The organism is Streptomyces sp. NPDC090442 (assembly GCF_044769405.1).
Classification (GTDB): Bacteria; Actinomycetota; Actinomycetes; order Streptomycetales; family Streptomycetaceae; genus Streptomyces.
In genome coordinates, this window is the sequence record NZ_JBIVXW010000010.1 from 138,744 (window position 1) to 164,321 (window position 25,578).

The 25,578-nt window shown below is 72.6% G+C and carries 20 protein-coding genes; 12 read left to right on the forward strand and 8 right to left on the reverse strand.

The features are described from left to right. Positions 1-26 precede the first annotated feature (26 nt). On the reverse strand, positions 27-296 hold the full coding sequence (locus ACIQU6_RS10360) for a hypothetical protein (RefSeq protein WP_403481214.1): 270 nt from the start codon (positions 294-296) through the stop codon (positions 27-29). A 188-nt stretch (positions 297-484) separates the two neighbouring features. On the opposite strand from ACIQU6_RS10360, the gene ACIQU6_RS10365 reads away from it, so the two are divergent. Then, positions 485-2,467 carry a glycoside hydrolase gene (locus ACIQU6_RS10365; RefSeq protein ID WP_403481215.1) on the forward strand — a complete coding sequence of 661 codons (1,983 nt, stop codon included), beginning with the start codon at positions 485-487 and terminating at the stop codon, positions 2,465-2,467. A 34-nt stretch (positions 2,468-2,501) separates the two neighbouring features. Here ACIQU6_RS10365 and ACIQU6_RS10370 read toward each other — a convergent pair whose 3' ends face one another. Beyond that, positions 2,502-3,158 carry a response regulator gene (locus ACIQU6_RS10370; protein ID WP_403481216.1) on the reverse strand — a complete coding sequence of 219 codons (657 nt, stop codon included), beginning with the start codon at positions 3,156-3,158 and terminating at the stop codon, positions 2,502-2,504. A 35-nt stretch (positions 3,159-3,193) separates the two neighbouring features. Beyond that, entirely contained in the window at positions 3,194-4,525 is a 1,332-nt protein-coding gene (locus ACIQU6_RS10375; protein ID WP_403481217.1) for a sensor domain-containing protein, read from the reverse strand. Positions 4,526-4,587: 62 nt separating this feature from the next. Between ACIQU6_RS10375 and ACIQU6_RS10380 the strand changes: the two genes are divergently transcribed. The 7 genes from ACIQU6_RS10380 to ACIQU6_RS10410 all read left to right on the forward strand — a co-directional run bounded on the left by ACIQU6_RS10380 (position 4,588) and on the right by ACIQU6_RS10410 (position 12,459). Next, positions 4,588-5,526 carry an oxidoreductase gene (locus tag ACIQU6_RS10380; protein WP_403481218.1) on the forward strand — a complete coding sequence of 313 codons (939 nt, stop codon included), beginning with the start codon at positions 4,588-4,590 and terminating at the stop codon, positions 5,524-5,526. 192 nt (positions 5,527-5,718) lie between these two features. Continuing rightward, complete coding sequence (locus tag ACIQU6_RS10385) at positions 5,719-7,593, forward strand: APC family permease (protein WP_403481219.1); 1,875 nt, start codon at positions 5,719-5,721, stop codon at positions 7,591-7,593. A 551-nt stretch (positions 7,594-8,144) separates the two neighbouring features. Continuing rightward, positions 8,145-9,404: an ABC transporter substrate-binding protein gene (locus ACIQU6_RS10390; protein ID WP_403481220.1), complete on the forward strand. Its 1,260-nt coding sequence runs from the start codon at positions 8,145-8,147 to the stop codon at positions 9,402-9,404. Further along, positions 9,401-10,324 (forward strand): carbohydrate ABC transporter permease, encoded by a 924-nt coding sequence (locus tag ACIQU6_RS10395; protein WP_403481221.1) that lies wholly within the window; start codon positions 9,401-9,403, stop codon positions 10,322-10,324. Before ACIQU6_RS10390 ends, ACIQU6_RS10395 begins: the two co-directional genes overlap by 4 nt. Positions 10,325-10,330: 6 nt before the next feature. Beyond that, the gene (locus tag ACIQU6_RS10400) at positions 10,331-11,167 is read left to right on the forward strand and encodes a carbohydrate ABC transporter permease (RefSeq protein ID WP_403481222.1); all 837 of its coding nucleotides are present in this window, start codon (positions 10,331-10,333) and stop codon (positions 11,165-11,167) included. Between the two features lie 96 nt (positions 11,168-11,263). Then, on the forward strand, positions 11,264-11,404 hold the full coding sequence (locus tag ACIQU6_RS10405) for a hypothetical protein (RefSeq protein WP_403481223.1): 141 nt from the start codon (positions 11,264-11,266) through the stop codon (positions 11,402-11,404). A 116-nt stretch (positions 11,405-11,520) separates the two neighbouring features. Next, the gene (locus ACIQU6_RS10410) at positions 11,521-12,459 is read left to right on the forward strand and encodes a TauD/TfdA dioxygenase family protein (protein ID WP_403481224.1); all 939 of its coding nucleotides are present in this window, start codon (positions 11,521-11,523) and stop codon (positions 12,457-12,459) included. Between the two features lie 51 nt (positions 12,460-12,510). Here the strand turns inward: ACIQU6_RS10410 and ACIQU6_RS10415 are convergent, their stop codons facing one another. Then, positions 12,511-13,353, reverse strand: coding sequence for an ArsR/SmtB family transcription factor (locus ACIQU6_RS10415; protein ID WP_403481225.1), 843 nt, complete (start codon positions 13,351-13,353; stop codon positions 12,511-12,513). A 579-nt stretch (positions 13,354-13,932) separates the two neighbouring features. On the opposite strand from ACIQU6_RS10415, the gene ACIQU6_RS10420 reads away from it, so the two are divergent. Next, on the forward strand, positions 13,933-14,418 hold the full coding sequence (locus ACIQU6_RS10420; RefSeq protein ID WP_403481226.1) for a hypothetical protein: 486 nt from the start codon (positions 13,933-13,935) through the stop codon (positions 14,416-14,418). Between the two features lie 160 nt (positions 14,419-14,578). Here the strand turns inward: ACIQU6_RS10420 and ppdK are convergent, their stop codons facing one another. The 3 genes from ppdK to dusB form a co-directional block, all read right to left on the reverse strand. Further along, positions 14,579-17,314 (reverse strand): pyruvate, phosphate dikinase, encoded by a 2,736-nt coding sequence (ppdK, locus tag ACIQU6_RS10425; protein WP_403481227.1) that lies wholly within the window; start codon positions 17,312-17,314, stop codon positions 14,579-14,581. A 325-nt stretch (positions 17,315-17,639) separates the two neighbouring features. Beyond that, entirely contained in the window at positions 17,640-18,371 is a 732-nt protein-coding gene (locus ACIQU6_RS10430) for a type 1 glutamine amidotransferase (RefSeq protein WP_403481236.1), read from the reverse strand. 575 nt (positions 18,372-18,946) lie between these two features. Next, positions 18,947-20,083, reverse strand: coding sequence for a tRNA dihydrouridine synthase DusB (gene dusB, locus ACIQU6_RS10435; protein WP_403481228.1), 1,137 nt, complete (start codon positions 20,081-20,083; stop codon positions 18,947-18,949). Positions 20,084-20,148: 65 nt separating this feature from the next. On the opposite strand from dusB, the gene ACIQU6_RS10440 reads away from it, so the two are divergent. Continuing rightward, entirely contained in the window at positions 20,149-21,606 is a 1,458-nt protein-coding gene (locus ACIQU6_RS10440) for an MFS transporter (protein WP_403481229.1), read from the forward strand. A gap of 55 nt (positions 21,607-21,661) precedes the next feature. Here ACIQU6_RS10440 and ACIQU6_RS10445 read toward each other — a convergent pair whose 3' ends face one another. Then, the gene (locus ACIQU6_RS10445; RefSeq protein ID WP_403481230.1) at positions 21,662-22,672 is read right to left on the reverse strand and encodes a helix-turn-helix transcriptional regulator; all 1,011 of its coding nucleotides are present in this window, start codon (positions 22,670-22,672) and stop codon (positions 21,662-21,664) included. A 101-nt stretch (positions 22,673-22,773) separates the two neighbouring features. Here ACIQU6_RS10445 and ACIQU6_RS10450 point away from each other — a divergent pair, with 101 nt between their 5' ends. Both ACIQU6_RS10450 and ACIQU6_RS10455 read left to right on the forward strand, forming a co-directional pair. Then, the gene (locus tag ACIQU6_RS10450) at positions 22,774-24,228 is read left to right on the forward strand and encodes an MFS transporter (protein WP_403481231.1); all 1,455 of its coding nucleotides are present in this window, start codon (positions 22,774-22,776) and stop codon (positions 24,226-24,228) included. A gap of 142 nt (positions 24,229-24,370) precedes the next feature. Beyond that, a complete protein-coding gene (locus ACIQU6_RS10455; RefSeq protein WP_403481232.1) occupies positions 24,371-25,375 on the forward strand; it encodes an aldo/keto reductase in 1,005 nt (334 codons plus the stop codon). The last annotated feature ends 203 nt before the right edge of the window (positions 25,376-25,578 follow it).

The following is a 25,578-nucleotide window of genomic DNA, read 5'->3' on the forward strand; positions in this document are numbered from 1 at the left end:
GCGGCGTCCGCCGGCGGGCGCGGAGTTCAGGCCTCGGGTATGTCCGGCTTGGCCGCGCTGAGCATGATCCCGGGGATCACGACCAACCGTTCGCCCTCGGCGAGCCGCACGCCGACGGGGAGGCTCGGGCCGTAGTGGGCGGTGAGGTCCCGGCCGATCACGGCCACATCGCCGTTGTCGAGCTGCCAGATGTCCGGGCACTCGTCCTTGCCGTCGGAGTGGTCGAGTTCGTGCGCGGACTTCCCCAACCGTCGTTGGAACCGCGCCGACGGATCGGGTTCCCACATGCGGCCCATGCCGCTCTCCCCTCTGCCGGAATCGATACGCACACCGCGCGCCGAGCACACAGGGCACCTGCCTCGCGCGGGCTTGGGAATCTACGCACGGGCAAGGGCGCCGGGAACCCAGCCAACCAGCCATTCCCCGTGGCCCGTTCGCCCCCCTTCTTAGAACCTTCTTAAACCCCGTCACTATCTACATGGCCATGACATCCAGACTCACGCGAGTGATTGCCGTATCGATGGCGTTGACCGCCACCACGTTCGGGGTTTCCGGGTGTGGGAGTGCGCAGGCCGGGACGGTGCGGGGCGGGCGGTTGACGCTGCCGGTGGAAGGGGGGACGGCGAGCGTGGACACCGCGACGTTGGCGGTGAGCGCGCGGGCCGGGGACGGGACGCGGTTGGTGCTGTCCGAGGGGGCGAGGGGCGGGCTCGGGCAGCCCGGGCCGGTGGCGCGGACGGCGGACGGGGCGCGCTGGTCGTATCCGGGCAAGGGGCTGACGGTGACGGCGCGTTCGGAGCAGGGGCGGCTGGCGATCCGGGTCCGCTCGGACCGGGACCAGTCGGTGAGCTGGCCGGTGACCGGGACCGACCGGGCCGCGTCGGACGTGCAGGTGCCGCGCGGCGAGGGGTTGGACATCCCGGTGCGGGACGCGTTCTGGAACTCCGGGCGCGGCGGGCTGGTCGGCAGCACGGTGGACGTGGGGGCGGACCTGGCGTTGCCGTTGTGGGGGTACGCGATGGGCGGGGACGCCTCGCGGGGCAACGGGGCACGGCACGGGGTGAGTTATGTGACGCCGACGGACATCGGGACGTCGCTGCGGTTCGCGTCGGAGGGCGGGGCGCTGCGGGCGACCGCGGCGCACGACTTCGACGCGGGGGACGGGACGCGGGACTACGAGGTGTCCTTCGCGCTGACGGACGGGAACCCGGTGGCGCCGGCGGCCGACTACCGGTCGTACCTCGCGCAGCGCGGGCAGTTGGGCAGCCTGCGGGAGAAGATCGCGAGGAATCCGGCGAACGGGAAGCTGCTGGGCGCGTTCCACGCGTATGTGTGGGGCCAGGCGCGGACCGCGGAAGGGGTGTCGCGGCTGCGGAAGTCGGGCGTGGACCGGATGTGGCTCGGGTACGACGCCGGGCCGGACCCGATGGACGCGGCGGCGGTGCGGGCGGCCGAGCAGGCCGGGTACCTCGTCGGGCCGTACGACTCGTTCGCCAACGGGCAGGACGCGAAGACGGCGGACAGCCCCACGTCCACGTGGCCGGGGACGGTGTATCCGGATTTCTGCGTGCGGAAGGCGGACGGGTCGCCGGAGACCGGGTTCGGGGGGCGCGGGTGCTATCTGAGCTCGCGGGCGTTCGAGAAGGCGGAGCCGACCGAGCACTATCTGGCCGACCGGACGCGGGAGATGACCGCCAACGGGGCGGACAGCTACTTCCTGGACGTGGACGCGACCGGCGAGGTGTTCCGGGACCACGGCGCGGGCCACGAGATGACCAGGGCCGGGGACCGGGCGAACCGGCTGGCCCGGATGGGGCGGCTGGCCAAGGACTTCGTGCTCGGGTCGGAGTCGGCGCAGCCGTGGGCGAACGGGGTGTTGGCCTTCGACCACGGGTCGGGGACGCCGGTCGCCGACGGGCTGTGGCCGCTGGAGCGGGACAAGGCCACCTGGGGCGGCTACTACCCGCAGAACGCGCCGAAGAACTTCTTCAAGCCGGTGACGCTCCCCGCCGACCTGGCCACGGCCATGTACGACCCGAAGTACCGCGTGCCGCTGTACGAGACGGCGCTGCACGGGTCGTTGGTCAACGCCGAGCGCTGGGAGCTGTCCTACGACAAGCTGCCGGCGCAGAAGACCACCCGGGCGCTGCTGGCGATGCTCAACAACACGCCGTTGAACTTCGTGCTGGACGGGCCGTCGATCGCGGAGAACGGGAAGGAGCTGGCGGCGTTGCAGAAGTACTTCGCGCCGCTGCACAAGGCCGCGGGGACGGAGGAGATGACGTCGTTCCGGTGGTTGACCGGTGACCGGAGCGTGCAGCGCACGGTGTTCGGGGACGGGACGCTGACGGTGACCGCCAACTTCGGCGGCCGGGCGTACGACGGGCTGCCGGGCGGGTGCGTGGACGCCCGACTGCGCGGCGAGAAGCAGCCGCGGCGGCTGTGCCCGGCGCAGGTCAACAGCTAGCGGACAGTGGCCTCTTGGGGCGGTCCGGTCGGTGCTACCGGGCCGCCTCCAGGTAGCGCAGAACCGCCAGGACCCGGCGGTGGTCGGTCTCCGAGGGCGGGAGGTCCAGCTTGCCGAAGAGGTTGGCGATGTGCTTCTCGACGGCCCGCTCGGTGACGGTCAGCGCGGTGGCGATGGAGTGGTTGGTGCGGCCCTGGGCCATCAGGGCCAGTACCTCCCGCTCGCGCGGGGTGAGCGCGTCCAGGGCGGTGGCGCGGCGGACGGCGCCGAAGAGCTGGCTGACCACGTCGGGGTCGAGGGCGGTGCCGCCGCGCGCCACCCGGTGCAGGGCGTCGACGAACTCGCCGATGTCCACCACCCGTTCCTTGAGCAGGTAGCCGACGCCGGCGAAGCCCGCGCCGGAGCCGAAGAGGCGGTCCGCGTAGGCGGTCTCGACGTACTGGGAGAAGATCAGCACGCCGGTGTCGGGGTGGGACCGCCGCAGGGCGACGGCGGCCCGCAGGCCCTCGTCGCGGTGGCCGGGCGGCAGCCGGATGTCGATCACCGCGACGTCCGGGCGGTGCGCGTCGACGGCGGCGAGCAGCGCCTCGGCGTCGGCGACGGCGGCCGCGACCCGTACGTCGCGCAGTTCCAGCAGTTGGACCAGGCCCTCCCGCAGAATCGCGGAGTCCTCGGCGATGACGACGCGCATGGTTCCTGTCCGTGGGAAGTGGTCAACGGGTGGGGTCAGCTGGCCCGTTGGGCGGCGGGGTGCGCGGCCGGATACGGGAGGCGGACCGTGACCACGGTAGGCCCTCCGGGCGGGCTGTCGCAGGTCAGGGTGCCGTCCACGGTGCGGACCCGGCCGAGCAGGCCGGTCAGGCCGCTCCCCGCGCCGGGTACCGCGCCGCCGCGCCCGTCGTCCCGTACGCAGAGCAGCAGTGCGCGGCCGTCGCCGTGCACCTCGATGGCGGCGGCGGTGGCGCCGCTGTGCTTGACGGTGTTGGCGAGGAGTTCGGCGGCACAGAAGTAGGCGATGGACTCCAGGGCGGGGGTGGGGCGGTGGGTGAGCGTGGTGTGCAGGGCGACCGGGAGCGGGGCGTCGGCGGCCAGGGTGGCCAGCGCGGTGGCCAGGCCCTCGTCGAGGGCGGGCGGGTGGATGCCGCGGACGAGGTGGCGCAGGTCGGTGATGGCCTGGGTGGCGTTGTCCTGGGCGCGGGCGACGGTGGTCAACAGGCGGTCCCGGCCGGCGTCCTGGGTGAGCAGCTCGCGGATCAGGGTGAGCTGCATGCCCAGGCCGACCAGGCGGGCCTGGGTGCCGTCGTGCAGATCGCGTTCGATCCGGCGGAGGGTGGCGGCGGCGTCCTCGACGGCGTGCGCCCGGGTCTCCTCCAGGGTGCGGATGCGGGCGTCGGCGGCGCTGGGGCCGAGCAGGGCGCGCAGCAGCATCCGGTGCGGGGCGTCGGCGCGGCGGACCAGGTGGGGCGCGAGCAGGGTCAGCAGCGCGCCGGCCGCCACGACCAGCGTCCAGCGCGGCCAACTGTCGAACTCCACGCCGTGGATCAGCAGTCCGACCCGGCGGACGGAGCCGTCGGGTCCGTGCACGGTGACGTAGTTCCAGTGGCGCAGGACGGGGTGGGCGAGCGCCAACGGGCCGTAGAGGTAGCCGAGGACGGCGGCGAGCAGCGGTGGCAGCGCGGTCAGCGGGGCGAGGACGGTGGCGGCCACCGCGCGCCAGCCGGCCCGGTCGCCGAGGAGGGCGCGCCGCCAGCCGAACGCCCCGGGGGCGGTGCGCCGCCCGGCGGGCGCGATCGCCTCTCCCAACAGGGCTTGGGTCAGCGCCCGTTGGAGGTCCCCCAGGGCGAGGGCGCCGCGCACCGTCAGGGCCAGCAGCCAGGGACCGAGCGCCGTCCAGGACAGCACCGCCCCCACGAGCAGGCCGACCAGCACCAGCACCGCGCCCGGCAGCGCGAGCACCGGCCCGATCAGGGCGTGCAGCAGGGCGGCCAGGGCGCGCGGCGTGAACGGGGCGGCGAGCAGCGCGCGCAGGCGGCGGGCCGGGCGGGTCGGGCGGGGCATGCCCCCAGGATCCCCTCCCGGGGCCGGGCGTAGGCTGGGCCTCCCCTACCGAGGAGTACGGCGTGACCCGGTGGAACACCAGCCACATCCCCGACCAGACCGGCCGCGCGGCGATCGTCACCGGCGCCAACAGCGGCCTCGGCTACGTCACCGCCCGTGAACTGGCGCGGCGCGGCGCCCGTGTGGTGCTGGCCTGCCGCAGCGCGGAGCGGGGCACGACGGCGCTGGCCCGGCTGCGTTCCGAAGTCCCCGCCGCCGAGGCGGAGTTCCGCGCGCTGGACCTGGCCGACCTGGCGTCCGTGCGGCAGTTCGCCGAGGGCCTGACCGACTTCTGCGGCGACCGGCTGGACCTGCTGATCAACAACGCCGGCGTGATGGCGCTGCCGTACCGCACCACCGCGGACGGCTTCGAGATGCAGTTCGGCACCAACCACCTGGGGCACTTCGCGCTCACCGGACTGCTGCTGCCCAAGCTGCTGGCGACGCCCGGCGCGCGGGTCGTGACGGTCTCCAGCATGCTGCACGTGCTGTCCGACGTGCGCCTGGACGACCTCAACAGCGAGACCTCCTACCGCCGTTGGCTCGCCTACGGCCGCTCCAAGAGCGCCAACCTGCTCTTCACCCACGAGCTGGCCCGGCGGCTGGCGGTGGCCGACTCGCGGGTCGTCGCGGCCGCCGCGCACCCCGGCTACGCGCACACCAACCTCCAGACCGCGGGGGTGCGGATGGAGGACCGGCAGGGCGCCGAGCGGGTGGTGGAGCTGGGCAACCGGCTGATCGCCCAGCCCGCGGAGGGCGGGGCGCTGGGCACGCTGTGCGCGGCCACCGCCCCGCACATGCGGCCGGACGCCTTCATCGGCCCGCGCAACGGGCTCCGCGGCGCCCCGGCCCGCTCCTTCCGCGCCCCGTGGACCCGCAACGGCGTCACCGCGGAACGGCTGTGGACGGCCTCGGAGGAGCTGACCGGCGTGCGCTACGACTTCGCCGTCCCCGGGGCGTGAGCCGGGGCGCTTTGGGCAGGTGAGCGCCGGGTAGCGGCCGCCGGGACCGGAAGTTGCGACAAGACGGCGTCAAAATCCCGTGAAGATCGCCCCGTCGGCCGCCAAGGCCGCGCCAAGGTGTCTCGCCGCCCGCCGTCGCGGCCCGCACGCTGGGCTGGTCCCAGCCAGTGCCGCACGGAGGTACGACGAACAATGTCGACGGTGTCGCAGCCCGCAAACCGGCCCGAGCAGCCGCCCCCGGCGACCACACCCGGCCACGCCACCGGCGCCGCCCCCGGCCCGGCCGAGGACCGGCACCGCCTCACCGCCCTCCAGGGCCTGGCCGCCCTCTCCCTCGACGCGATGGCCTCCGTCGCGTACGGGCCGGAGTCGATCGTGCTGGTCCTGGCCACGGCCGGCGCCTACGGCCTGGGCTTCACCCTCCCGGTGACGCTCGCCATCGCCGCGCTGCTGGCCGTCCTGGTGCTCTCCTACCGCCAGGTCATCGCCGCCTTCCCCAACGGCGGTGGCTCCTACGCGGTGGCCAAGACCCACCTCGGGCGCCGCCCCGCCCTGGTGGCCGCGGCCTCCCTCGTCCTGGACTACATCCTCAACGTCGCGGTCTCGGTGACCGCCGGCGTCGCCGCCCTCACCTCCGCCTTCCCCCACCTCTACGGGTACCGGGTGTGGATCTGCCTGGCGGTGCTGGTCCTGGTCACCGGCATCAACCTGCGCGGGATCGCCGACTCGGCACGGGCGTTCCTGCTGCCCACCGCGGTCTTCGTGGTCTCGATCCTGGCGATGATCGTGGTCGGCCTGTTCCGCGACGCGCCGGCCTCCACCGTCACGGCCGACGGCCACGCCTCCGTCCTCGCCCACAACGCCACCTCCGTGGGCGCGTTGCTGCTGCTGAAGGCATTCGCGTCCGGCTGCTCGGCGCTGACCGGCGTCGAGGCGGTCGCCAACGCGGTGCCGTCGTTCCGCGCCCCGGCCCCGAAGCGCGCCCAGCGCACCGAGGTCGCGCTGGGCGCGCTGCTCGGCGCCATGCTGATCGGCCTGTCGCTGCTGATCGGCCGCTTCCACCTCCAGCCGGTCGAGGGCGTCACCGTCCTCGCCCAGCTCGCGGACGCCTCGCTCGGCCACAACTGGGCCTTCTACGTCGTCCAGTTCGCCACCATGGTGCTGCTGGCGCTGGCCGCCAACACCTCCTTCGGCGGCCTGCCCGTCCTGATGGGCCTGCTCGCCCGCGACAACTACCTGCCGCACGTCTTCGGCCTGAAGGCCGACCGCCAGGTCCACCGGCACGGCGTGCTCGCGCTGGCCGCGGTCGCCGCGGTCCTGCTGGTCTTCTCCGGCGGCGACGTCAACACCCTGGTGCCGCTCTTCGCCATCGGCGTCTTCGTCGGCTTCACGCTCTGCCAGGCCGGCATGGTCCGCCACTGGCACCTGGAACGGTCCACCGGCTGGCTCGGCAAGGCCCTGCTCAACGGCTTCGGCGCGGTGTTGACCGCCGCCTCGGCAATCGTGGTGACCGCCACCAAGTTCACCGAGGGCGCCTGGCTGATCGTGATCGCGCTGCCGCTGCTGGTCCTCGCCTTCGAGGCCGTCCACCGGGCGTACGGGCGGATCGGCGACAGCGTCGCCCTGGGCCGGGTCCCCGAACCGCCGCGGCGCGCCCAGTCCCTGGTCGTCGTGCCCGTCTCGCACCTGTCCCGCCTGACGGGCGAGGCGCTCAACGCGGCGGTCTCCCTCGGCGACGAGGTCATCGCGGTCACCGTCACCTACGGCACCCCCGACGACCGCCCCGCCACGGAGGCGCTCCGCCGCGACTGGGAACTCTGGAACCCGGGCGTCGACCTCCTCGAACTCCCCTCCCCCACGCGCTCCTTGGGCCGCCCGATCACCTCCTACGTCCAGGACCTGACGAGCCGCCGCCCCGACGCCCGCATCACCGTCCTGATCCCCGAGGTGGAACCGGCCCACCTGTGGCAGCGGATCCTCCAGAACCAGCGCGGCGCGGTGCTGGCGCATGCGGTGCGGCGCGACACGGACGCGGCGATCTGCCGCCTTCGTTTCCGCCTGAGCTGAGGCCGCGGGCGCGGCCCCGTACGTCGTCGACTGTCCCGCCGTGGCGGGGTTTCCGCCTTCGGCGGAGGGGTTGTTGGGGCGGGACCCCGCCGGGCGCCGGGCGGTGGGTGCCGGGTCCGGCGCCTCCGGGGTGGGTGTTCGGACTGCTTCGCTTGACGTCCGAACACCCACCCCTCCGGCACCGCCCCCTCCCACACGTGAACGGCCCCCGCCCCGGTGAGGGAAGAGGCACAAGCGGCACCCCACTCCGCCCCTTCTTCCCTCCCCGCCCACCGGGCGGGGGCGCCCAACTCACGGGAGGGGGCGGGCCGGAGGGGGCGGGTTTCCGGACGTAAAGCGAAGCAGTCCGGAAACCCGCCCCCGGAGGACCGCACCCGGCACCACCCACCGGCAACGAGGCGCCCCCGCCCTACACCGCCCTCCGCCGAAGGCGAAAAGACGGCAACCCGCACGGCGGGACAGCCAACAACGTGGGGATCAAAGCCACACCGTCGGGATCAAACCCACAACGTGGGGATTCGCACGGCCCCGATCCGGCAAAGTTACGTCCCATGACGGTGATCGGCAGAAGACGGCTCCTCGCCGCCGCAGGCGGCCTCGCACTGGCCGGCGCGACGGCCACGGCCTGCGGCACCAACACCGGGCGCAACACCACCGGTTCGGGCCCGGCGCTGGCGCAGTGGTACCACCAGTACGGCGAACCCGGCGCCCAACAGGCGGTGCGGCGCTACGCCGCCGCGTACAAGAAGGCGAACGTCAGCGTCCAGTGGCGGCCGGGCGACTACGACCGGCAGACCGCCGCCGCGCTGCTCACCGACTCGGGCCCCGACGTCTTCGAGGTCAACGGGCCGCTGCTGGAGCAGATCCAGGGGGGTCAGGTGGCGGACCTGACCGACCTCGTCGCGCCGGTGAAGGACGACTTCAACCCGGCGGTGCTGGCGCCGAAGATCTGGCGGGACAGGATCTGGGGCATCCCGCAGACCGTCGACACCCAGGTGCTCTACTACCGCAAGAGCCTGCTCGAAGAGGCCGGCGTCCAGCCGCCGCAGAGTGTTGACGAACTGGTGGACGCCGCCGGGAAGTTGACCACCGACAAGGTGAAGGGGCTGTTCCTCGGCAACGACGGCGGTGTCGGGGTGCTCAGCGGGACACCGCTGACCGCCGCGGGGCTGAGCCTGATCACCGAGGACGGCAAGCCGGGGTTCGACGACCCGGCCGCGGCCCGGGTGTTGGCGAAGATCCGGCAGCTGTACGCGGACAGGTCGCTGCTGTTGGGCGCGCCCACCGACTGGTCCGACCCGGCGGCCTTCGTCCAGGGGCTGACCGCCATGCAGTGGTCGGGCCTGTGGGCGCTGCCGCAGATCACCAAGGCGCTGGGCGACGACTTCGGGGTGCTGCCGTTCCCGAAGGACGGCCCGCACGGGAAGCCGACCGTCCCGGTGGGCGCGTACGCGTCCGCGGTGAGCGCCCGCAGCACACACCCGGCGGCGGCCAAGGCGTTCGCCAAGTGGCTGTGGATCGACCGGACCGACTTCCAGCAGGACTTCGCGCTCTCCTACGGGTTCCACATCCCGGCCCGGCTCTCCCTGGCGAAGCGGGCCCGGCAGCTCCAGCAGGGGCCGGCGGCCGAGGCGGTGCGACTGGCGACCGAACACGGTTACGCCGAGCCGCTGTTGTGGACCAGCGCGGACCGCAACGCCTACCAGGACGCGCTCAGCCGGATCATCAAGGACGGGGCGCATCCGGAGACCGAGTTGCGGGCGGTGCTGCGGAAGGTCGAGGCCGAGCTGACCCGGGTCAAGAACACGTGAGCGCGCTGACGGCCCGGCTGCTCGGCCCGCAGCGGCGGAACCTGTGGTTCTGGGTGTTCGTCGGGCCGTTCGCGGTCGGGCTGGGCCTGTTCACCTACGTACCGCTGGCGTGGAGCGTCTACCTGAGCTTCTTCGACGCGCACAACACGGTGAACCCGACGCACTTCATCGGCCTGGACAACTACGTCGCGATGCTGGGCGACGACGCGTTCCTCGGCAGCCTGGGCACCTTCCTGCTGTTCACCGCGTTCATCGTGCCGGCCACCTTCGCGCTGTCGCTCGCGCTGGCGCTGATGGTCAACCGGCTGCGGGTGGCCCGCGCGTTCTTCCGCTCGGTGTTCTTCCTGCCGACCGCGTGCTCGTACGTCGTGGCGTCGCTGATCTGGAAGCTGTCGCTGTTCAACGGGGTGCGCTTCGGGCTGGCGAACACGGTGCTCGGCTGGTTCGGGATCGACCAGGTGGCGTGGCTGTCCACCACCAGCCCGCCCTGGTACTGGCTGGTGATCGTGACCGTGCGGCTCTGGCTCCAGGCCGGCTTCTACATGATCCTCTTCCTGGCCGGACTCCAGCGGATCTCCCCGCAGTTGTACGAGGCCGCGGCGGTGGACGGGGCCCGGCCGGGCTGGCAGGTCTTCCGGCACCTCACCTTCCCGCAGCTGCGGGCCACCTCGGTGGCGGTGCTGCTGCTCCTGGTCATCAACTCCTTCCAGGCGTTCGACGAGTTCTACAACCTGCTGAGCGACGCCCGCGGTTACCCCCCGTACGCCCGCCCACCGCTGGTGTACCTCTACTACACCGCGCTCGGCCGGGACCAGAACCTCGGGCTGGGCAGTGCGGGCGCGGTGATCCTGGCCGTGATCATCGCGGTGGCGACGGTGGGCCAGGCCCGCTGGTTCGGACTCGGCCGCAAGGAGGAGTGAGACGCCGTGCACGATGCCCTGACCCGGGCCGGACGGGCGCTGCGCGTGGTGCTGTTGGTGGCGCTGGCGCTGCTGTTCCTCGTCCCGTTCTCTCTGCTGGTCCGCAACGGCCTGGCGAGCGAGTCCGACATCACCGCGCCCGACTGGACGTTCCTCCCGCGCACCGTGCACTGGTCGAACCTGACCGAGGTGTTCGCGGACCCGGATCTTCCGCTGGCCCGGGCGCTGGTCAACTCCGCGGTGATCGCGGTGTCGACGACCGTCGGCACGGTGGTGCTGGCCTCGATGGCCGGCTATGGCCTGGCCCGCATCCCCTACCGGTACGCCTCAGTGGTCTTCTACGCCATCCTGGGCACGCTGATGGTCCCGGCGGCGGTGACCTTCGTCCCCAGCTTCGTGTTGGTCTCCACACTCGGCTGGATCTCCACCCTCCGCGGGCTGGTCATCCCGACCCTGTTCAGCGCCTTCGCCTGCTTCGTGTTCCGCCAGTACTTCCTGGGCTTCCCCAAGGAGTTGGAGGACGCGGCGCGGGTGGACGGCCTGGGGTACTGGCGGACGTACTGGCGGATCGTGGTGCCCAACGCCCGGCCGGTGTTCGCGGCGGTCGGCACCATCGTCTTCATCGGGGCGTGGAACTCCTTCCTGTGGCCGCTGGTGATCGGCCAGGACCAGTCGGCCTGGACGGTGCAGGTGGCGCTCTCCACGTTCACCACCGCGCAGAACCTCAATCTGCACGAGCTGTTCGTGGCCGCGGGCGTCTCGATCGTCCCGCTGGTGGTGGTGTTCCTGCTGCTCCAGCGGTACATCGTGGCGGGCGTGGAGCGCAGCGGCATCGACGACTGAGCCGGCGCCCGTCCACCCCGCGCAACCGGGCGGGCCCGGTGGCCCGGTGTCCCGAACCCGTGGGCACCGGGCCGCGGATGGGGTACGGTGCGTGCCATGTGCACGCACCCGATCGTCCGTGAGGCGGCGCCGCGCGACCGCGGCCCCCACGGCGCGTGCGCACCCCGCGGCCTGAGCTTCCTGCGCCGCCGCGGCCGGGTGGGCTCGCCCCCGCCGGCCCACTGTCCGGGCGTCTGAAACCCGCGGCACTCCCGCCGGACGCCCGCGCGCCCCGTTCCGCCGCCCGACCGCCGCACCCTCCTCTCCTTTCCCACCCTTCTCCCCTTCCCCAACTCGGCCCGAAGGAGGACCCGTTGACGACCCTCGACGCCGCCGACGCCCCCGCCCTGCGCCCGCACCGCATCCCCGCCGACGGCCTCCACGAGGGCCGCCGGATCCTGCGCCGCACCCCGGACGACTGGCCGGACCGCCCCTACGAGCTGTTCGAGGTGGTGCCGCTGGCCGCGACCATCGGGGCGGAGATCAGGGGACTGGATCTGGCCCGCCCACTGCCCCCGGCGCTGCGGGCGGAGCTGAACCGGGCGCTGCTGGAGTGGAAGGTGCTGTTCTTCCGCGACCAGCACCTCAGCTCGGCCGCACAGCGTCAATTCGCCTTCCATTGGGGGGAGTTGGAGACCAACCCGCTACTCGCCCCGGGGGACGCGAAGGAGGTGGTGCGGTTTGACAAGACGGCCGGTGGTGTGCCGACGTTCGAGAACGTATGGCACACGGACGTAACCTTCCGCGAGCGGCCGGCGATGGGTGCGGTGTTGCAGCTGCGCGAGGTGCCGGAGGCGGGCGGGGACACCATGTGGGCCGATATGGCGGCGGCGTACGACAATTTGCCGCCGGAAATCCGGGAGCGGATCGACGGGGCCCGGGCGGTGCACGACTATCTCCCGGGGTTCTCCCGTTTCTACTCCGCCACTCAACTTGCGCCATTCCAGGATGAGTTCCCGCCGGTTGTCCATCCGGTGGTGCGCCGGCACCCGGAGACCGGGCGGCGGACGCTGTTCGTCAACGCCTCGTTCACCACCCGGATCGTGGGCCTGCCGGAGGAGGAGAGCGATCGGCTGCTGCGGTTGCTGTTCCAGCAGGCGCACGTGCCGGAGTTCCAGGTGCGGTTCCGTTGGCGGGCCGGCGACGTGGCGTTCTGGGACAACCGCGCCACCCAGCACTACGCGGTCTTCGACTACGGGGCGCGGCGGCGGGTGGCCGAGCGGGTGGCGATCGCCGGGGACCGGCCGTTCTAGGCGCGGGGTGATCCACGGCCCCCGGGCCGGGTCCCGGGCCCGCGTCGGGGCTCACCGCTCGAAGGCCGTCGTCCCATCAAGGCGGGCGCCGCGCAGCAGTGCGGCGCCCAGCGGCGTCAGGGTGTGCAGCACGGCGTTGCCCTGGCGCAGCGTGGAGAGCAGGCCGGCGTCCCGCAGGACGGTGGCGTGCTGGCTGGCGGAGGCCAGCGAGACGTCGACCCGGCGGGCGAGTTCGCTGGTGGTGCAGCCGACGCCGATGCCGTGCAGGATCGCCGAGCGGGTCTGGCCCACCAGGCGGCCCAGCGAACGGTCCGGCGGGGCGGGCCGGGTGAGCCGGGGCGCCGGGTGCTCGACCGGGTAGACCAGGACGGGCGTCAGGTCGGGGTTGTAGAAGGTGACCGGGGTGCGGCGGCAGAAGTACGAGGGCAGCAGGAGCAGCCCCCGGCCGCCCAGGTGGAGGTCCCGGTCGACCGGGTAGTCGGCCTCCAGGACGGGCGGGCGCCAGCGCATCATCGGGGGCAGCGACGCCAACAGCCGGTCCGCGCCGCCGTCCAGGAGGGCCCGGCCGCGGGCCGCCCGGTCGGCCTCTATGCGGCTCTGGACGCGGTGCCAGTAGGGGGCGACGGCGGCGGCGTAGTAGCTCTGCAGTATCCCGGCGAGCCGGCCCAGCGCCCGGGTCTCGCCGTCGGCCATGGCGCGTATCCAGGCGGGCAGCGGACGGCCGGCGACCGGCGTGAGCCGGACGAGCTCGTCGTGCAGCCGGCCGGCGGGCGTCTCGCGCAGCGCGGCGAGCGCCTCGTCCATGCCGAGCAGGCCCTCCGCGGGCGTCAGGAAATCCGGGAAATAGCCGCGGCTGGGCACCAGCGGTGCCAGCAGACGCGTTTCGCCATTCAACCTTCCGCGGGTTTCCGATCGCCAACCGCCGAACGTGGAATCGTCGCGCCGATCGCGAAGTCGGTGAAAACTTAAGACCGTCTCCCACAGCGCATCGGGGCGTGCGGCAATCCGCACGCGGGCCAGATCGAGTCCACTGAAATGGACGCGTAACACTGAACCCCCACTCTTTGGTTATCTCCCTGGGCCCCCGGCACGCCTGAGTATGCACGCCGCCACGTGCGGTCACCATGCCCTTTTGGCCAGACTTGAAAAGGGTCGCGCGGGGCCCTGCCTGCGGTGAATGCTGGAGGCAATTCAACGGCGGTGCGCACGGCCCGGATTGCTCGATCCCGTGGGGGGTGATGGGCAAACAACCGGCCCCGCGGCGTCCGTTGGAGGCCGCCTCCCACGCCGACTGGGAGGACGGCAGCTCCCGAGGGGGGAGTCCGGAGAAAGCGAAGGCGGCACCTGTGCGCACAGGTGCCGCCTTCGCCGTGCGTCAACTTGCCCTACAGCACCGGCCGTTGGCCGTATACGGTCGTCGGCGTAGCCCCGGGGCCCGCCCCGCACGGCCCCGACCGCCCGAGAGAAGCCGCCATGACCACCCTCGCCGTGACCGGACACCTGGACCTGACGGGCCGCACCGCGCGTCTGGTCCAGGACGCCCTGGCTGAGCTGCTGCACGCACACACCGACCGGAAACTGGTCGGCGTCACCTGCCTCGCCCGCGGCGCCGACACCCTGTTCGCACAGGCCGTGGTGGCGGCCGGCGGCCGGCTCGTCGTCGTCCTGCCGTCCCGCGACTACCGGACGGCCAAGGTCCGCCCCGACCACGCCCCCGCCTTCGACCGCCTCGCCGCCGTCGCCGAGGTCGTCACCATGCCCTACGCCACCGCCGACCGGCGGGCGTACGAGGCCGCCAACGGCGAGCTGCTCCGGCGCGCCGACCGCCTGGTGGCCGTCTGGGACGGAACTCCCCCCACCGGCAGGGGCGGTGGCACCGCGGACGCCGTCCTCCAGGCCCGCGCGGCGGGCCTGCCGGTCGAGGTGATCTGGCCGGCGGGCGCGGTGCGCGGCGCCTGACGGCGGCCGGCGCGGGCCACGGGCGCGCACGGGGCCGAGGGCGGCACCTCCGCACAAGGTGCCGCCCTCGGCGGGTACCGGAGTGGCGACGGGCGTTGAGGGTCCAGGGCTGCCCGCCGCCGGTTCCGGGGGTTCGGTGGGGGCGCGGTGGCCCCGTCGGTCAGCGGCTGTCGCTGCCCTTGGACTCGGCCGCCGCGCGGCCCGCCTCCAGCCGTGCGACCGGGATGCGGAACGGCGAGCAGGAGACGTAGTCCAGGCCGACCTCGTGGAAGAAGTGGACCGAGTCCGGGTCGCCGCCGTGCTCGCCGCAGACGCCCAGCTTGAGGTCGGGGCGGGTGGCCCGGCCGGCCGCCGCGGCGCTGCGGACCAGGGAGCCCACGCCGTCCCGGTCGATGGTCTCGAACGGGCTGACGCCGAAGATGCCCTTCTCCAGGTAGGCGGTGAAGAAGCTGGCCTCCACGTCGTCGCGGGAGAAGCCCCAGACGGTCTGGGTGAGGTCGTTGGTGCCGAAGGAGAAGAAGTCGGCGGACTCGGCGATCTGGCCGGCCGTCAGCGCGGCCCGGGGCAGCTCGATCATGGTGCCGAGGGTGAGCTTGAGGCTGACCCCGCGGGCCTTCTCGACCTCGGCGATGACCTGCTCGGCCTCGTCACGGACGATCTCCAGCTCCTGGACGGTGCCGACCAGCGGGATCATGATCTCCGCGCGCGGGTCGCCCTTGGCGTTCTTCCGCTCGGCCGCGGCCTCCGCGATGGCCCGCACCTGCATGGCGAACAGGCCGGGGATGACCAGGCCGAGGCGGACGCCGCGCAGGCCCAGCATCGGGTTCTGCTCGTGCAGCTTGTGCACGGCCTGGAGGAGGCGGAGGTCGTTCTCGTGCTTCTCGTGGCGGGCCTCGGCGAGCGCGACCCGGACCGAGAGGTCGGTGATGTCGGGCAGGAACTCGTGCAGCGGCGGGTCGAGCAGCCGGACGGTGACGGGCAGGCCGTCCATCGCCTCGAACAGCTCGATGAAGTCGGCCTTCTGGAGCGGCAGCAGCTCGGCGAGGGCGGCGTCCTTGTCGGCATCGGTGTCGGCCAGGATCAGCCGCTCGACCATCTCCCGGCGCTCGCCGAGGAACATGTGCTCGGTGCGGCACAGGCCGATGCCCTGGGCGCCGAACCGGCGGGCGCGGGCGGCGTCCTCGGCGTTGTCGGCGTTGGCCCGGACCCGCAGTCGGCGGACCCGGTCCGCGTAGGCCATGATCCGGTGCACGGCCTGCACCAGTTCGTCGGCGTCGTCGGCGCCGGCGTGCATCCGGCCCTCGAAGTACTCCACGACCGGGGACGGCACGACCGGGACCTCGCCGGCGTAGACCTTGCCGGTGGAGCCGTCGATGGAGACGACGTCGCCCTCCTCGATGACGGTGCCGTCGGAGGTGGTCAGCCGGCGGGTCTTGGTGTCGACCTGGAGCTCCTCCGCGCCGCAGACGCAGGTCTTGCCCATGCCGCGGGCGACGACGGCGGCGTGCGAGGTCTTGCCGCCGCGGGAGGTGAGGATGCCCTCGGCCGCGATCATGCCGTTGAGGTCGTCGGGGTTGGTCTCGCGGCGGATCAGGATGACCTTCTCGCCGGAGCGCGACCACTTGACGGCGGTGTAGGAGTCGAAGACGGCCTTGCCGACCGCCGCGCCCGGGGAGGCGGCGATGCCGCGGCCGATCAGCTCGGACTGCGCGTCGAGGTCGAAGCGGGGGAACATCAGCTGCGCCAACTGCGCGCCGGTGACCCGCTGGAGGGCCTCGGCCTCGTCGATCAGGCCCTGGTCGACGAGCTGGGTGGCGATCCGGAAGGCGGCGCCGGCGGTGCGCTTGCCGACCCGGGTCTGGAGCATCCACAGCTTGCCGCGCTCGATGGTGAACTCGATGTCGCACAGGTCCTTGTAGTGCGTTTCGAGCGTCTCCATGATCCGCATCAGCTCGTCGTACGACGCCTTGTCGATCGACTCCAGCTCGGCGAGCGGCACGGTGTTGCGGATGCCGGCGACGACGTCCTCGCCCTGCGCGTTCTGCAGGTAGTCGCCGTAGACGCCCTGGTGGCCGCTGGCCGGGTCGCGGGTGAAGGCGACGCCGGTGCCGGAGTCGGGGCCGAGGTTGCCGAAGACCATGGAGCAGACGTTGACCGCGGTGCCGAGGTCGCCGGGGATGCGCTCCTGACGGCGGTAGAGCTTGGCGCGGTCGGTGTTCCAGGATTCGAAGACCGCGCGGACCGCGAGGTCCATCTGCTCGCGCGGGTCCTGCGGGAACTCCCGGCCGGTCTCCTTGGTGACGATCTGCTTGAACTGGCCGACCAGTTCCCGCAGATCGGCGGCGTCGAGGTCCACGTCGACGGTGACGCCCTTGGCGTGCTTGGCCTCCTCCAGCGCCTCCTCGAAGAGCTCGCCGTCGACGCCCAGCACGGTCTTGCCGAACATCTGGATCAGGCGCCGGTAGGAGTCCCAGGCGAACCGCTCGTCGCCCGCCTGCGCGGCGAGGCCGGAAACCGACGCGTCGGAGAGGCCGATGTTCAGGACGGTGTCCATCATGCCGGGCATGGAGAATTTCGCCCCGGATCGCACCGATACCAGCAGGGGGTCGTCGGCCTGCCCCAGCTTCTTCTCCATCGTCCGCTCAAGGGCGTCGAGGTGCTCGGAGACCTCGGCACGCAGTGCCGCCGGCTCGCTGCCGCTCTCCAGGTAGACCTTGCAGGCTTCGGTGGTGATCGTGAAGCCGGGCGGGACGGGAAGTCCCAGGTTGGTCATCTCCGCGAGGTTGGCGCCCTTGCCACCGAGGAGGTCCTTGAGGTCCTTGTTCCCCTCGGTGAAGTCGTAGACGAACTTCACGGAGGAAGACTGGCTGACGTGGGGATCTTGTGTTTCCGGCACGGCTCTGACTCCTCGCCGACGGGCTGCCCTGACGGCGAGGAACATACCCAGATCGAAGGCGTATGGGTACGTCCACTTGGTCGACATACGTGCGTAACCCGGCGTCAGCCAGCAGATCGAAAGTGATCATGCATTTCGACCATCGTTTACTACCTGAATGCATGACTGCGCTCCGCAGTCACAGGCGACCGAGGCACTACACACTGCACCCATTCGCTTGATGGGTTGAACGCAAGAGGATTGGCACCCGGTGCCACCTATGCGAGAGATGGAGCCCACCCGGTAGCGCTCATCTGAGCGCAACCCCTATCAGGGGTGGCGAGAATCACGCGCTCATGTGTGCGGCGGTCCCGTCATTTGGACCCGCCGTGGCGACGCGATCAAGGAACGCATCGACCAGAACCCGGGCCCGCTCCCGTACGGCGGGCAGCTCCGCCCGCAATTCGGCCACCAGCCGCTCCGGATCGACGCCCACCCGGGCCGGGAGCCTCGGATCGACCCCGGCGAACCAGGCCCGCAGCACCTCGGGCGTCACTTCCGGGTGGAACTGCACGCCCAACGACCGCCCACAGACGAACGCCTGGGACGCGACCTCGTTGCGGGCCAGCTCGCGGGCGCCGGGCGGCGGCCGCCAGCGGTCCCCGTGGAACTGGAACCACGGCCCGGGGCCGACCAGTTCGGGGGCGTCGGTGGCTATCCGGCGCCAGCCCAGCTCGAAGCGGGGCGCCGGCGCCACCTCCCCGCCCAGCGCGGCGGCCAGCGCCTGCCCGCCGAAGCAGATGCCGAGCACCGGGACCCCGGCGGCGTGGGCGGTGCGCAACAGGGCCAGTTCCGCCTCGATCCAGGCGTTGCGGCGGGTCACCGACCACGGGGCGCCGAGCGCCAGTATCAGGCCATAGTTCGTCGCCGGCGGAAACGCCACCTCGACGTCCAAAGTCGTATACCGGCCGGCGGGGACGACCAGCAGTTCGTCGAGCCGGTAGCCCCGTTCGGCCAGCCGCTCGCCGACGTGGCCGGCGGTGGACAGGTGATCGTGCGCGATGACCAGGGCGCGCATCGCCGTCACTTCCCTTCCGTGCCGCGGGCCCAACGGCCCGCGCTGGACGGTGCGTTCGGGGTCCGCGCGTGCCGGTTCCCCGGTGCCGTATGGTGCCGCCCGACGGGCCCGCCCGGAAGACGGCGGGGCGCGACGGCGCGCGCGGGTGGGCTCGGGGCTTCCTTCCCGCGCCCCGCGCACGAATTCCGGTTCCGCGGTCCGCGCCTTTTCTTTCTCGGCCGCGGCTTTCCCGCGCGGCGCGCCGTACCGGATGGTTTCGCGCCGTTCCGCGACCGCCGGCGAGCCATTCCGCGCGGTATTCGGAATTCCCCTTCCGGGGGTGCGAGTTGTTCCGGGTACGGATCATTCCGACCGTTCCGCGCGAGCCGTTCATGGCGGCGCGGACTACCGACCGCGGATACGGACCCGGATACGGATACGGCAATGCGGCGTCCCGATACCCATACGGGGATCAGCATCGGTATCGGGACCGAGTTCGGCGCTATCGGTATCGGGACCGCGTTCGGGATCGACTTTGCGGCCGGTGAACTGCTCTCCCGTTACGGGGAGTTGATAAGGCGAGGCGGCCGGTGCGGTCAGCCGCCGGAGGTGTCCAGTTCGGCGTCCTCGCCGACGCCGGCGCAGTCGTAGGGGTCCTGGAGCCAACCGTCCGGCAGCACCACGCGGTTGTTGCCGGAGGTCCGGCCGCGCGGGCCGTCGGCGCCGGCCGGCCACGGCTGGTCGAGGTCGAGCTCGTGCAGCCCCTCCGCCAGCTCGGCCAGCGACGAGCTGATCGCCAGCCGCTTGCGCATCTCGGAGCCGACCGAGAAGCCCTTGAGGTACCAGGCGACGTGCTTGCGGAAGTCGATCACGCCGCGGGCCTCGTCGCCCAGCCACTCGCCGAGCAGGGTGGCGTGCCGCACCATGACGTCCGCGACCTCGCGCAGGCCGGGGGCCGCGGGTGCGCCGCCGCCCTCGAAGGCGGCGACCAGATCGCCGAAGAGCCAGGGGCGGCCCAGGCAGCCGCGGCCGACCACCACGCCGTCGCAGCCGGTCTGGCGCATCATCCGCACCGCGTCGTCCGCCGACCAGATGTCGCCGTTGCCGAGCACCGGGATCTCCGGGACGTGCTCCTTGAGCCGCGCGATGGCGTCCCAGTCGGCGGTGCCGCCGTAGTGCTGGGCGGTGGTGCGGCCGTGCAGGGCGACGGCGGTGACGCCCTCCTCGACGGCGATCCGGCCGGCGTCGAGGTAGGTGAGGTGGTCGTCGTTGATGCCCTTGCGCATCTTGATCGTCACCGGCAGCGCACCGGCGCCGCTGACCGCCTCGCGGAGGATGGCGCGCAGCAGCGGCCGCTTGTACGGCAGGGCGGAGCCGCCGCCCTTGCGGGTCACCTTGGGGACCGGGCAGCCGAAGTTGAGGTCGATGTGGTCGGCCAGGTCCTCTTCGACGATCATGCGGACGGCCTTGCCGACGGTGACCGGGTCCACGCCGTAGAGCTGGATCGACCGCGGGCGCTCGCTGGCGTCGAAGTGGATGAGCTGCATGGTCTTCTCGTTGCGCTCGACCAGCGCCCGAGTGGTGATCATCTCGCTGACGAAGAGGCCCTTGCCTCCGCTGAACTCCCGGCACAGCGTCCGGAACGGGGCGTTGGTGATCCCGGCCATGGGGGCCAGCACCACGGGGGGCTGCACCGCGTGCGGGCCGATCTGCAGCGAACTCATGCACCCCATTGTCCCGCACTGGATCGGAGGCCCCGCCGGGGGCCGAACGGACCGGATCGTTGTAGCGTTCAACCATGCCTGACCTCAGCCGTCGGCGGCGTCTGCTCGTCCTGGCGATCTGCTGCATGAGCCTGTTGATCGTCAGCCTGGACAACACCGTCCTCAACGTGGCCCTGCCCTCGATGCAGCGCGAGCTGCACGCGTCGGTCTCCGGGATGCAGTGGACCATCGACGCCTACACCCTGGTGCTGGCCTCGCTGCTGATGCTCTCCGGCTCGACCGCGGACCGGCTCGGCCGGCGCCGGGTCTTCACGGCCGGCCTGGTGGTCTTCGCGTTCGGCTCGCTGCTGTGCAGCCTGGCGCCCGACCTGGGGTGGCTGGTGGTGTTCCGGATGGTGCAGGCGGTCGGCGGCTCGATGCTCAACCCCGTCGCGATGTCGATCATCACCAACACCTTCACCGACCCCCGGGAGCGGGCCCGCGCCATCGGGGTGTGGGGCGGGGTGGTCGGCATCAGCATGGCCGCCGGGCCGGTGATCGGCGGGCTGTTGGTGCAGAACGTCGGCTGGCGCTCGATCTTCTGGATCAACGTCCCGATCGGCGCGCTGGCGCTCTTCCTCACCCTCCGCTACGTACCGGAGTCCCGCGCGCCCCGGCCGCGCCGGGTCGACCCGGTCGGCCAACTGCTGGTGATCACGCTCCTCGGCTCGCTGACGTACGCGATCATCGAGGCCCCGTCGACCGGTTGGGCCTCGGCAGAGATCCTGGGGTTCGTGATGGTGGCGCTGGTCTCGCTGGTCACCCTGATCGGCTACGAGCGGCGGCGCCGGGAGCCGCTGATCGACCTGCGGTTCTTCCACAGCGCGCCGTTCGCCGGCGCCACCGTGATAGCGGTCTGCGCCTTCGCCGCGCTCGGCGGCTTCCTGTTCGTCAACACCCTCTACCTGCAGAACATCCGCGGTCTGTCCGCCCTGGACGCCGGCCTCTACATGATCCCCATGGCCGGCATGACGCTGGTCTGCGCGCCGCTGTCCGGGCGGCTGGTCGCCGGCCGCGGGCCACGGCTGCCGCTGCTGCTGGCCGGCTGCGCCATGGCGCTCAGCGGCGCCCTCCTCGCGGCCTTCAACACCGAGTCGGGGACCGGCCTGCTGCTCACCGGGTACGTCCTCTTCGGCATCGGCTTCGGCCTGGTCAACGCCCCGATCACCAACACCGCGGTGTCCGGCATGCCGCGCTCCCAGGCGGGCGTCGCGGCGGCCGTGGCCTCCACCAGCCGGCAGGTCGGGCAGTCCCTGGGGGTCGCGGTGTTCGGCGCCGTCCTGGCGGGCGGGGCGCACTTCGGCGCCAGCCGCCCCGAGTTCCTGGCCGCCGCCCACCCGGCCTGGTGGATCATCGTCGGCTGCGGCGGCGCCATCTTCCTGCTCGGCGCCCTCACCACCGGCCGCTGGGCCCGCACCACCGCCGAGCACACCGCGGCCCTCTTCGAGGACGGGACCGCCCCGGACCACAGCCGGGCGCGCGCCGGCTCGTAACGGCACAGTTCGTCACGGCACCGGCTCGGCACCGCACCGGTCGCCCGGGAGCGCGCTACGGCGCCAGCGCCACGGCCGCCCGGTCGACCGCCGCCCCGGCCACCGCCCCCGTCGCCCTGCGCGCCAGCGCGTCCAGCTCCCCCAGCCGCTCCCGGGTCACCTCGTCGACCGGGGTGTAGCTGAGCATCTTCGAGCCGTGGTTGGGCCCCAACCACAGGTTGGTACTGGTCAGTTGGAGGATGCCGACGACCGGGTGCCGGAAGACCTTGACCGCGCTGGTGGTGCGCTCGACCTCGTGCTGCGCCCATATCCCGCGGAACTCCGGCGACGCCTCCGTCAGCCGGGCCACCAGCGCCTTCCAGCCCGGCTCGGCGAGGTGCTCGGCCATCGAGGCGCGGAACTTGGCGGTCATGGTCCGGACCGTGGCCTCCCAGTCGACCAGGCTGGCCCGCCACCCGGGGTGGGTGAAGGCCAACCACAGGCAGTTGCGGTCCTCTTCGGGCAGCGCGTCCAGGTCGCACATGAGCTGCCCGTAGGCGCGGTTGTAGGCGAGGATGTCGAACCGGCTGTTCTGGATGACGGCCGGATACGGCGCCAGTTGGTCCAGGACCTCGCGCAGCGCCCGGGGGATGCCGGTGCACTCCTTGCCCGGCAACGGGTCGACCGCCCCGGCCAGCGCGAAGAGGTGGCTGCGCTCGGCGCGGTCCAGTTGGAGGGCCCGGGCGACCGCGTCCAACACCTGGGGCGAGACATGGATGTCCCTCGCCTGCTCCAACCACGTGTACCAAGTGACGCCCACGGCGCCGAGTTGGGCGACCTCCTCGCGGCGCAGGCCCGGGGTGCGGCGGCGGCTGCCGCGCGGCAGTCCGACCTGCTCGGGGGTGATCCGCTCGCGCCGGCTGCGCAGGAAGGCGGCCAACTCCGCCCGCCGGACCGCGTCGTCGGCGCGGTGCCCGGCACCGCGCCGCGGCGCCGTCCCCGCCGCGCTCGTCGTACGCGGCGCCTTCACACCAGGCCGGGCCGCCCCGCCGGCCCCCGTCGCGTCTACGCTCGCATCCACGGTCATGCGTCCAGCGTGCCGCAGCCCGCAGCCGGTTGCCAGGTAGCACTGATACCAGGATAAGGACACTCTGGTACCCGTCTGAGCGGGGCGGGATTCTCGTTCCCGTGAGCGAAACCCCGATAGCCACCGTCGTCCCGGATACCCCGTCCACCGCCGCCCGCCCACGTCCGCCGGCCGCCCCGCTGCTGACCCCGCTGGGCCTGCTGACCGTCCTCCTGGGCGCGGCCCTCCCGATGATCGACTTCTTCATCGTCAACGTCGCCCTGCCGACCATCGACCGCGATCTGCACGCCGACCCGGCGACGCTGGAGATGATCGTGGCCGGCTACGGCGTCGCCTACGCCACGCTGCTGGTGCTCGGCGGCCGGCTCGGCGACATGGTGGGCCGGCGCCGGCTGTTCCTGTGGGGGCTGGCCGCGTTCGGACTGACGTCGCTGGCCTGCGGGTTGGCCCCGGACGCCTGGACGCTGGTGGCCGCCCGGGTCGCCCAGGGCGCGGCCGCTGCGCTGCTGCTGCCGCAGGTGCTGGCCACCATCCAGGCCGCCACGACCGGCAGCCGGCGCGCCAGGGCGGTCAGCCTGTACGGCGGCACGGCCGGGGTCTCCAGCGCCCTCGGCCAGGTGCTCGGCGGGCTGCTGGTCACGGTGGACCTGGCGGGCAGCGGCTGGCGCGCGGTGTTCCTGGTGAACGTCCCGATCGCCGCCGTCGCCCTGCTGCTCGCGGCCCGTACGGTGCCCGAGAGCCGCTCCCCGCACCCCAGCCGGGTGGACATCCCCGGCACCGCGCTGCTCGCCGTCTCGATGGTCGCCCTGCTGCTGCCGCTGACCGAGGGCCGTGCCGCCGGCTGGCCCCTGTGGTCCTGGCTGCTGCTGGCCCTCTTCCCGTTCGCCGCCGGGGCGTTCCTGCTGGTGGAGCGCCGCGCGGAGCGCACCGGGCGCACGCCGCTGATCCCGCCCTCGCTCCTGCGCATCCCGTCCGTCCGCAGCGGGCTGACCATGATCGTGCCGTTCTCGGTGGGCTTCGGCGGCTTCATGTTCGTGATCGCGGTCGCCCTCCAAAGCGGGCTGCACTACGGGCCGTTGGCCGCGGGCATGTCCCTCTTCCCGCTCTGCGTCGCCTACTTCCTGGCGTCGCTGGCCGGCCCCCGTCTGGTGCACCGCTTCGGGCGCAAGGTGATCATCACCGGCTCGGTGATCCAGGGGACCGGGCTCGTCGCCCTGGCCCTGACCGTGCACGCGGGCTGGCCCACCGTCCCGGTCGCGGCGCTCGCCCCGAGCATGGCGGTGCTGGGCCTCGGTCAGGGCCTGGTGCTGCCGGTGCTGCTGCGGATCGTGCTGAGCGAACTGCCGGTCACCCAGGCCGGGGTGGGCGGCGGCGTCATGGTCACCACCCAGCAGTCGGGCCTGGCCCTGGGCGTGGCGACGCTCGGCACGCTCTTCCTCGCCCTGCTCCCCTCGGCCGGCATCCGAGACGGGTTCCTCGCCGCCCTGCTGACCCAGCTGGCCATCGTCGTGGGCACCACCCTCCTCGGCCTCCGCCTCCCCCGCACCATGCGCTGACCTGGGGCGGGACGGGGGCCCTCACCCTCACGAATGACAAATATTGAAATCTGTCAGCCGTCATGCGAAGGTGGATGCGGCGACGACGGGCGACCACACCCGCCGTCGCCCCTCCCCACCCCTTCCACCCCAGGAGCACGACGTGCAGACCCGCACCCTCGGCACCACCGGCCCGCAGACCTCCGCCCTCGGCCTCGGCTGCATGGGCATGTCCGCCCTCTACGGCGACGCGGACCGCGCCGAATCCCTCGCCACCCTTCACGCCGCCCTCGAAGCGGGCATCACCCTCCTCGACACCGGCGACTTCTACGGCATGGGCCACAACGAGCTGCTGATCAACGAGGCGCTCCGCACCGCCCCCGCCGCCGCCCGCGAAAAGGCCCTGCTCAGCGTGAAGTTCGGCGCCCTGCGCACCGTCGAGGGCGGCTTCAGCGGCTACGACGGCCGCCCCGCCGCGGTGAAGAACTTCGCCGCGTACTCCCTCCAGCGGCTGGGCACCGACCACATCGACGTCTACCGCATCGCCCGCGTCGACCCCGACGTCCCGATCGAGGAGACCGTCGGCGCCATCGCCGAGTTGGTCGAGGCCGGCCACGTCCGCCACATCGGCCTCTCCGAGGTCGGCGCGGACACCCTCCGCCGGGCCGCCGCCGTCGCCCCGATCTCCGACCTCCAGATCGAGTACTCCCTGCTCTCCCGCGGCGTCGAGGACGCGATCCTGCCCACCGCCCGCGAGCTGGGCATCGGCATCACCGCCTACGGAGTGCTCTCCCGCGGCCTGATCAGCGGCCACTTCGCCCGCGACCGCAAGCTGGCCGCCAACGACTTCCGCGGCATGTCCCCCCGCTTCCAGGGCGACAACCTCGACCGCAACCTCGACCTCGTCGACGCCCTCCGCAAGATCGCCGACGAAAAGGGGATCACGGTCGCCCAGACCGCCATCGCCTGGGTCCTCTCCCGCGGCACCGACATCGTCCCCCTCATCGGCGCCCGCCGCCGCGACCGCCTCACGGAGGCGCTCCGCGCCCTCGACGTCACCCTCACCCCCGCCGACCTCACCGCCATCGAACGAGTCGTTCCCGCCGGGGCGGCGTCAGGCGCCCGGTACCCGGAGAACCAGATGGCCCACCTCGACAGCGAACGCTAGTACCTGCGGCCGGCTGCGGCCCACGTTGCCGTCTGTCCCACCGTGGGGGTGCTGTCTTTGCGCCTTGCGGCGCCGGTCCGCTTGCGCGAGGCGGGGCGAGCCGATGGGTCCGCTGCGCGGTGCTGTCGGGGTGCGGTGACGGGCCTGCGGGGTGGGGGTGCCAGACTGCTTCGCTTTACGTCTGGCACCCCCACCCCTCCGGC

Excerpts from the sequence above, each read along its gene's own strand:
- ACIQU6_RS10360 (WP_403481214.1), bottom strand. The coding sequence starts at position 296 with ATGGGCCGCATGTGGGAACCCGATCCGTCGGCGCGGTTCCAACGACGG.
- ACIQU6_RS10365 (WP_403481215.1), top strand. The coding sequence starts at position 485 with ATGACATCCAGACTCACGCGAGTGATTGCCGTATCGATGGCGTTGACC.
- ACIQU6_RS10370 (WP_403481216.1), bottom strand. The coding sequence starts at position 3,158 with ATGCGCGTCGTCATCGCCGAGGACTCCGCGATTCTGCGGGAGGGCCTG.
- ACIQU6_RS10375 (WP_403481217.1), bottom strand. The coding sequence starts at position 4,525 with ATGCCCCGCCCGACCCGCCCGGCCCGCCGCCTGCGCGCGCTGCTCGCC.
- ACIQU6_RS10385 (WP_403481219.1), top strand. The coding sequence starts at position 5,719 with ATGTCGACGGTGTCGCAGCCCGCAAACCGGCCCGAGCAGCCGCCCCCG.
- ACIQU6_RS10390 (WP_403481220.1), top strand. The coding sequence starts at position 8,145 with ATGACGGTGATCGGCAGAAGACGGCTCCTCGCCGCCGCAGGCGGCCTC.
- ACIQU6_RS10405 (WP_403481223.1), top strand. The coding sequence starts at position 11,264 with ATGTGCACGCACCCGATCGTCCGTGAGGCGGCGCCGCGCGACCGCGGC.
- ACIQU6_RS10420 (WP_403481226.1), top strand. The coding sequence starts at position 13,933 with ATGACCACCCTCGCCGTGACCGGACACCTGGACCTGACGGGCCGCACC.
- ACIQU6_RS10430 (WP_403481236.1), bottom strand. The coding sequence starts at position 18,371 with ATGCGCGCCCTGGTCATCGCGCACGATCACCTGTCCACCGCCGGCCAC.
- dusB (WP_403481228.1), bottom strand. The coding sequence starts at position 20,083 with ATGGGGTGCATGAGTTCGCTGCAGATCGGCCCGCACGCGGTGCAGCCC.
- ACIQU6_RS10440 (WP_403481229.1), top strand. The coding sequence starts at position 20,149 with ATGCCTGACCTCAGCCGTCGGCGGCGTCTGCTCGTCCTGGCGATCTGC.
- ACIQU6_RS10445 (WP_403481230.1), bottom strand. The coding sequence starts at position 22,672 with ATGACCGTGGATGCGAGCGTAGACGCGACGGGGGCCGGCGGGGCGGCC.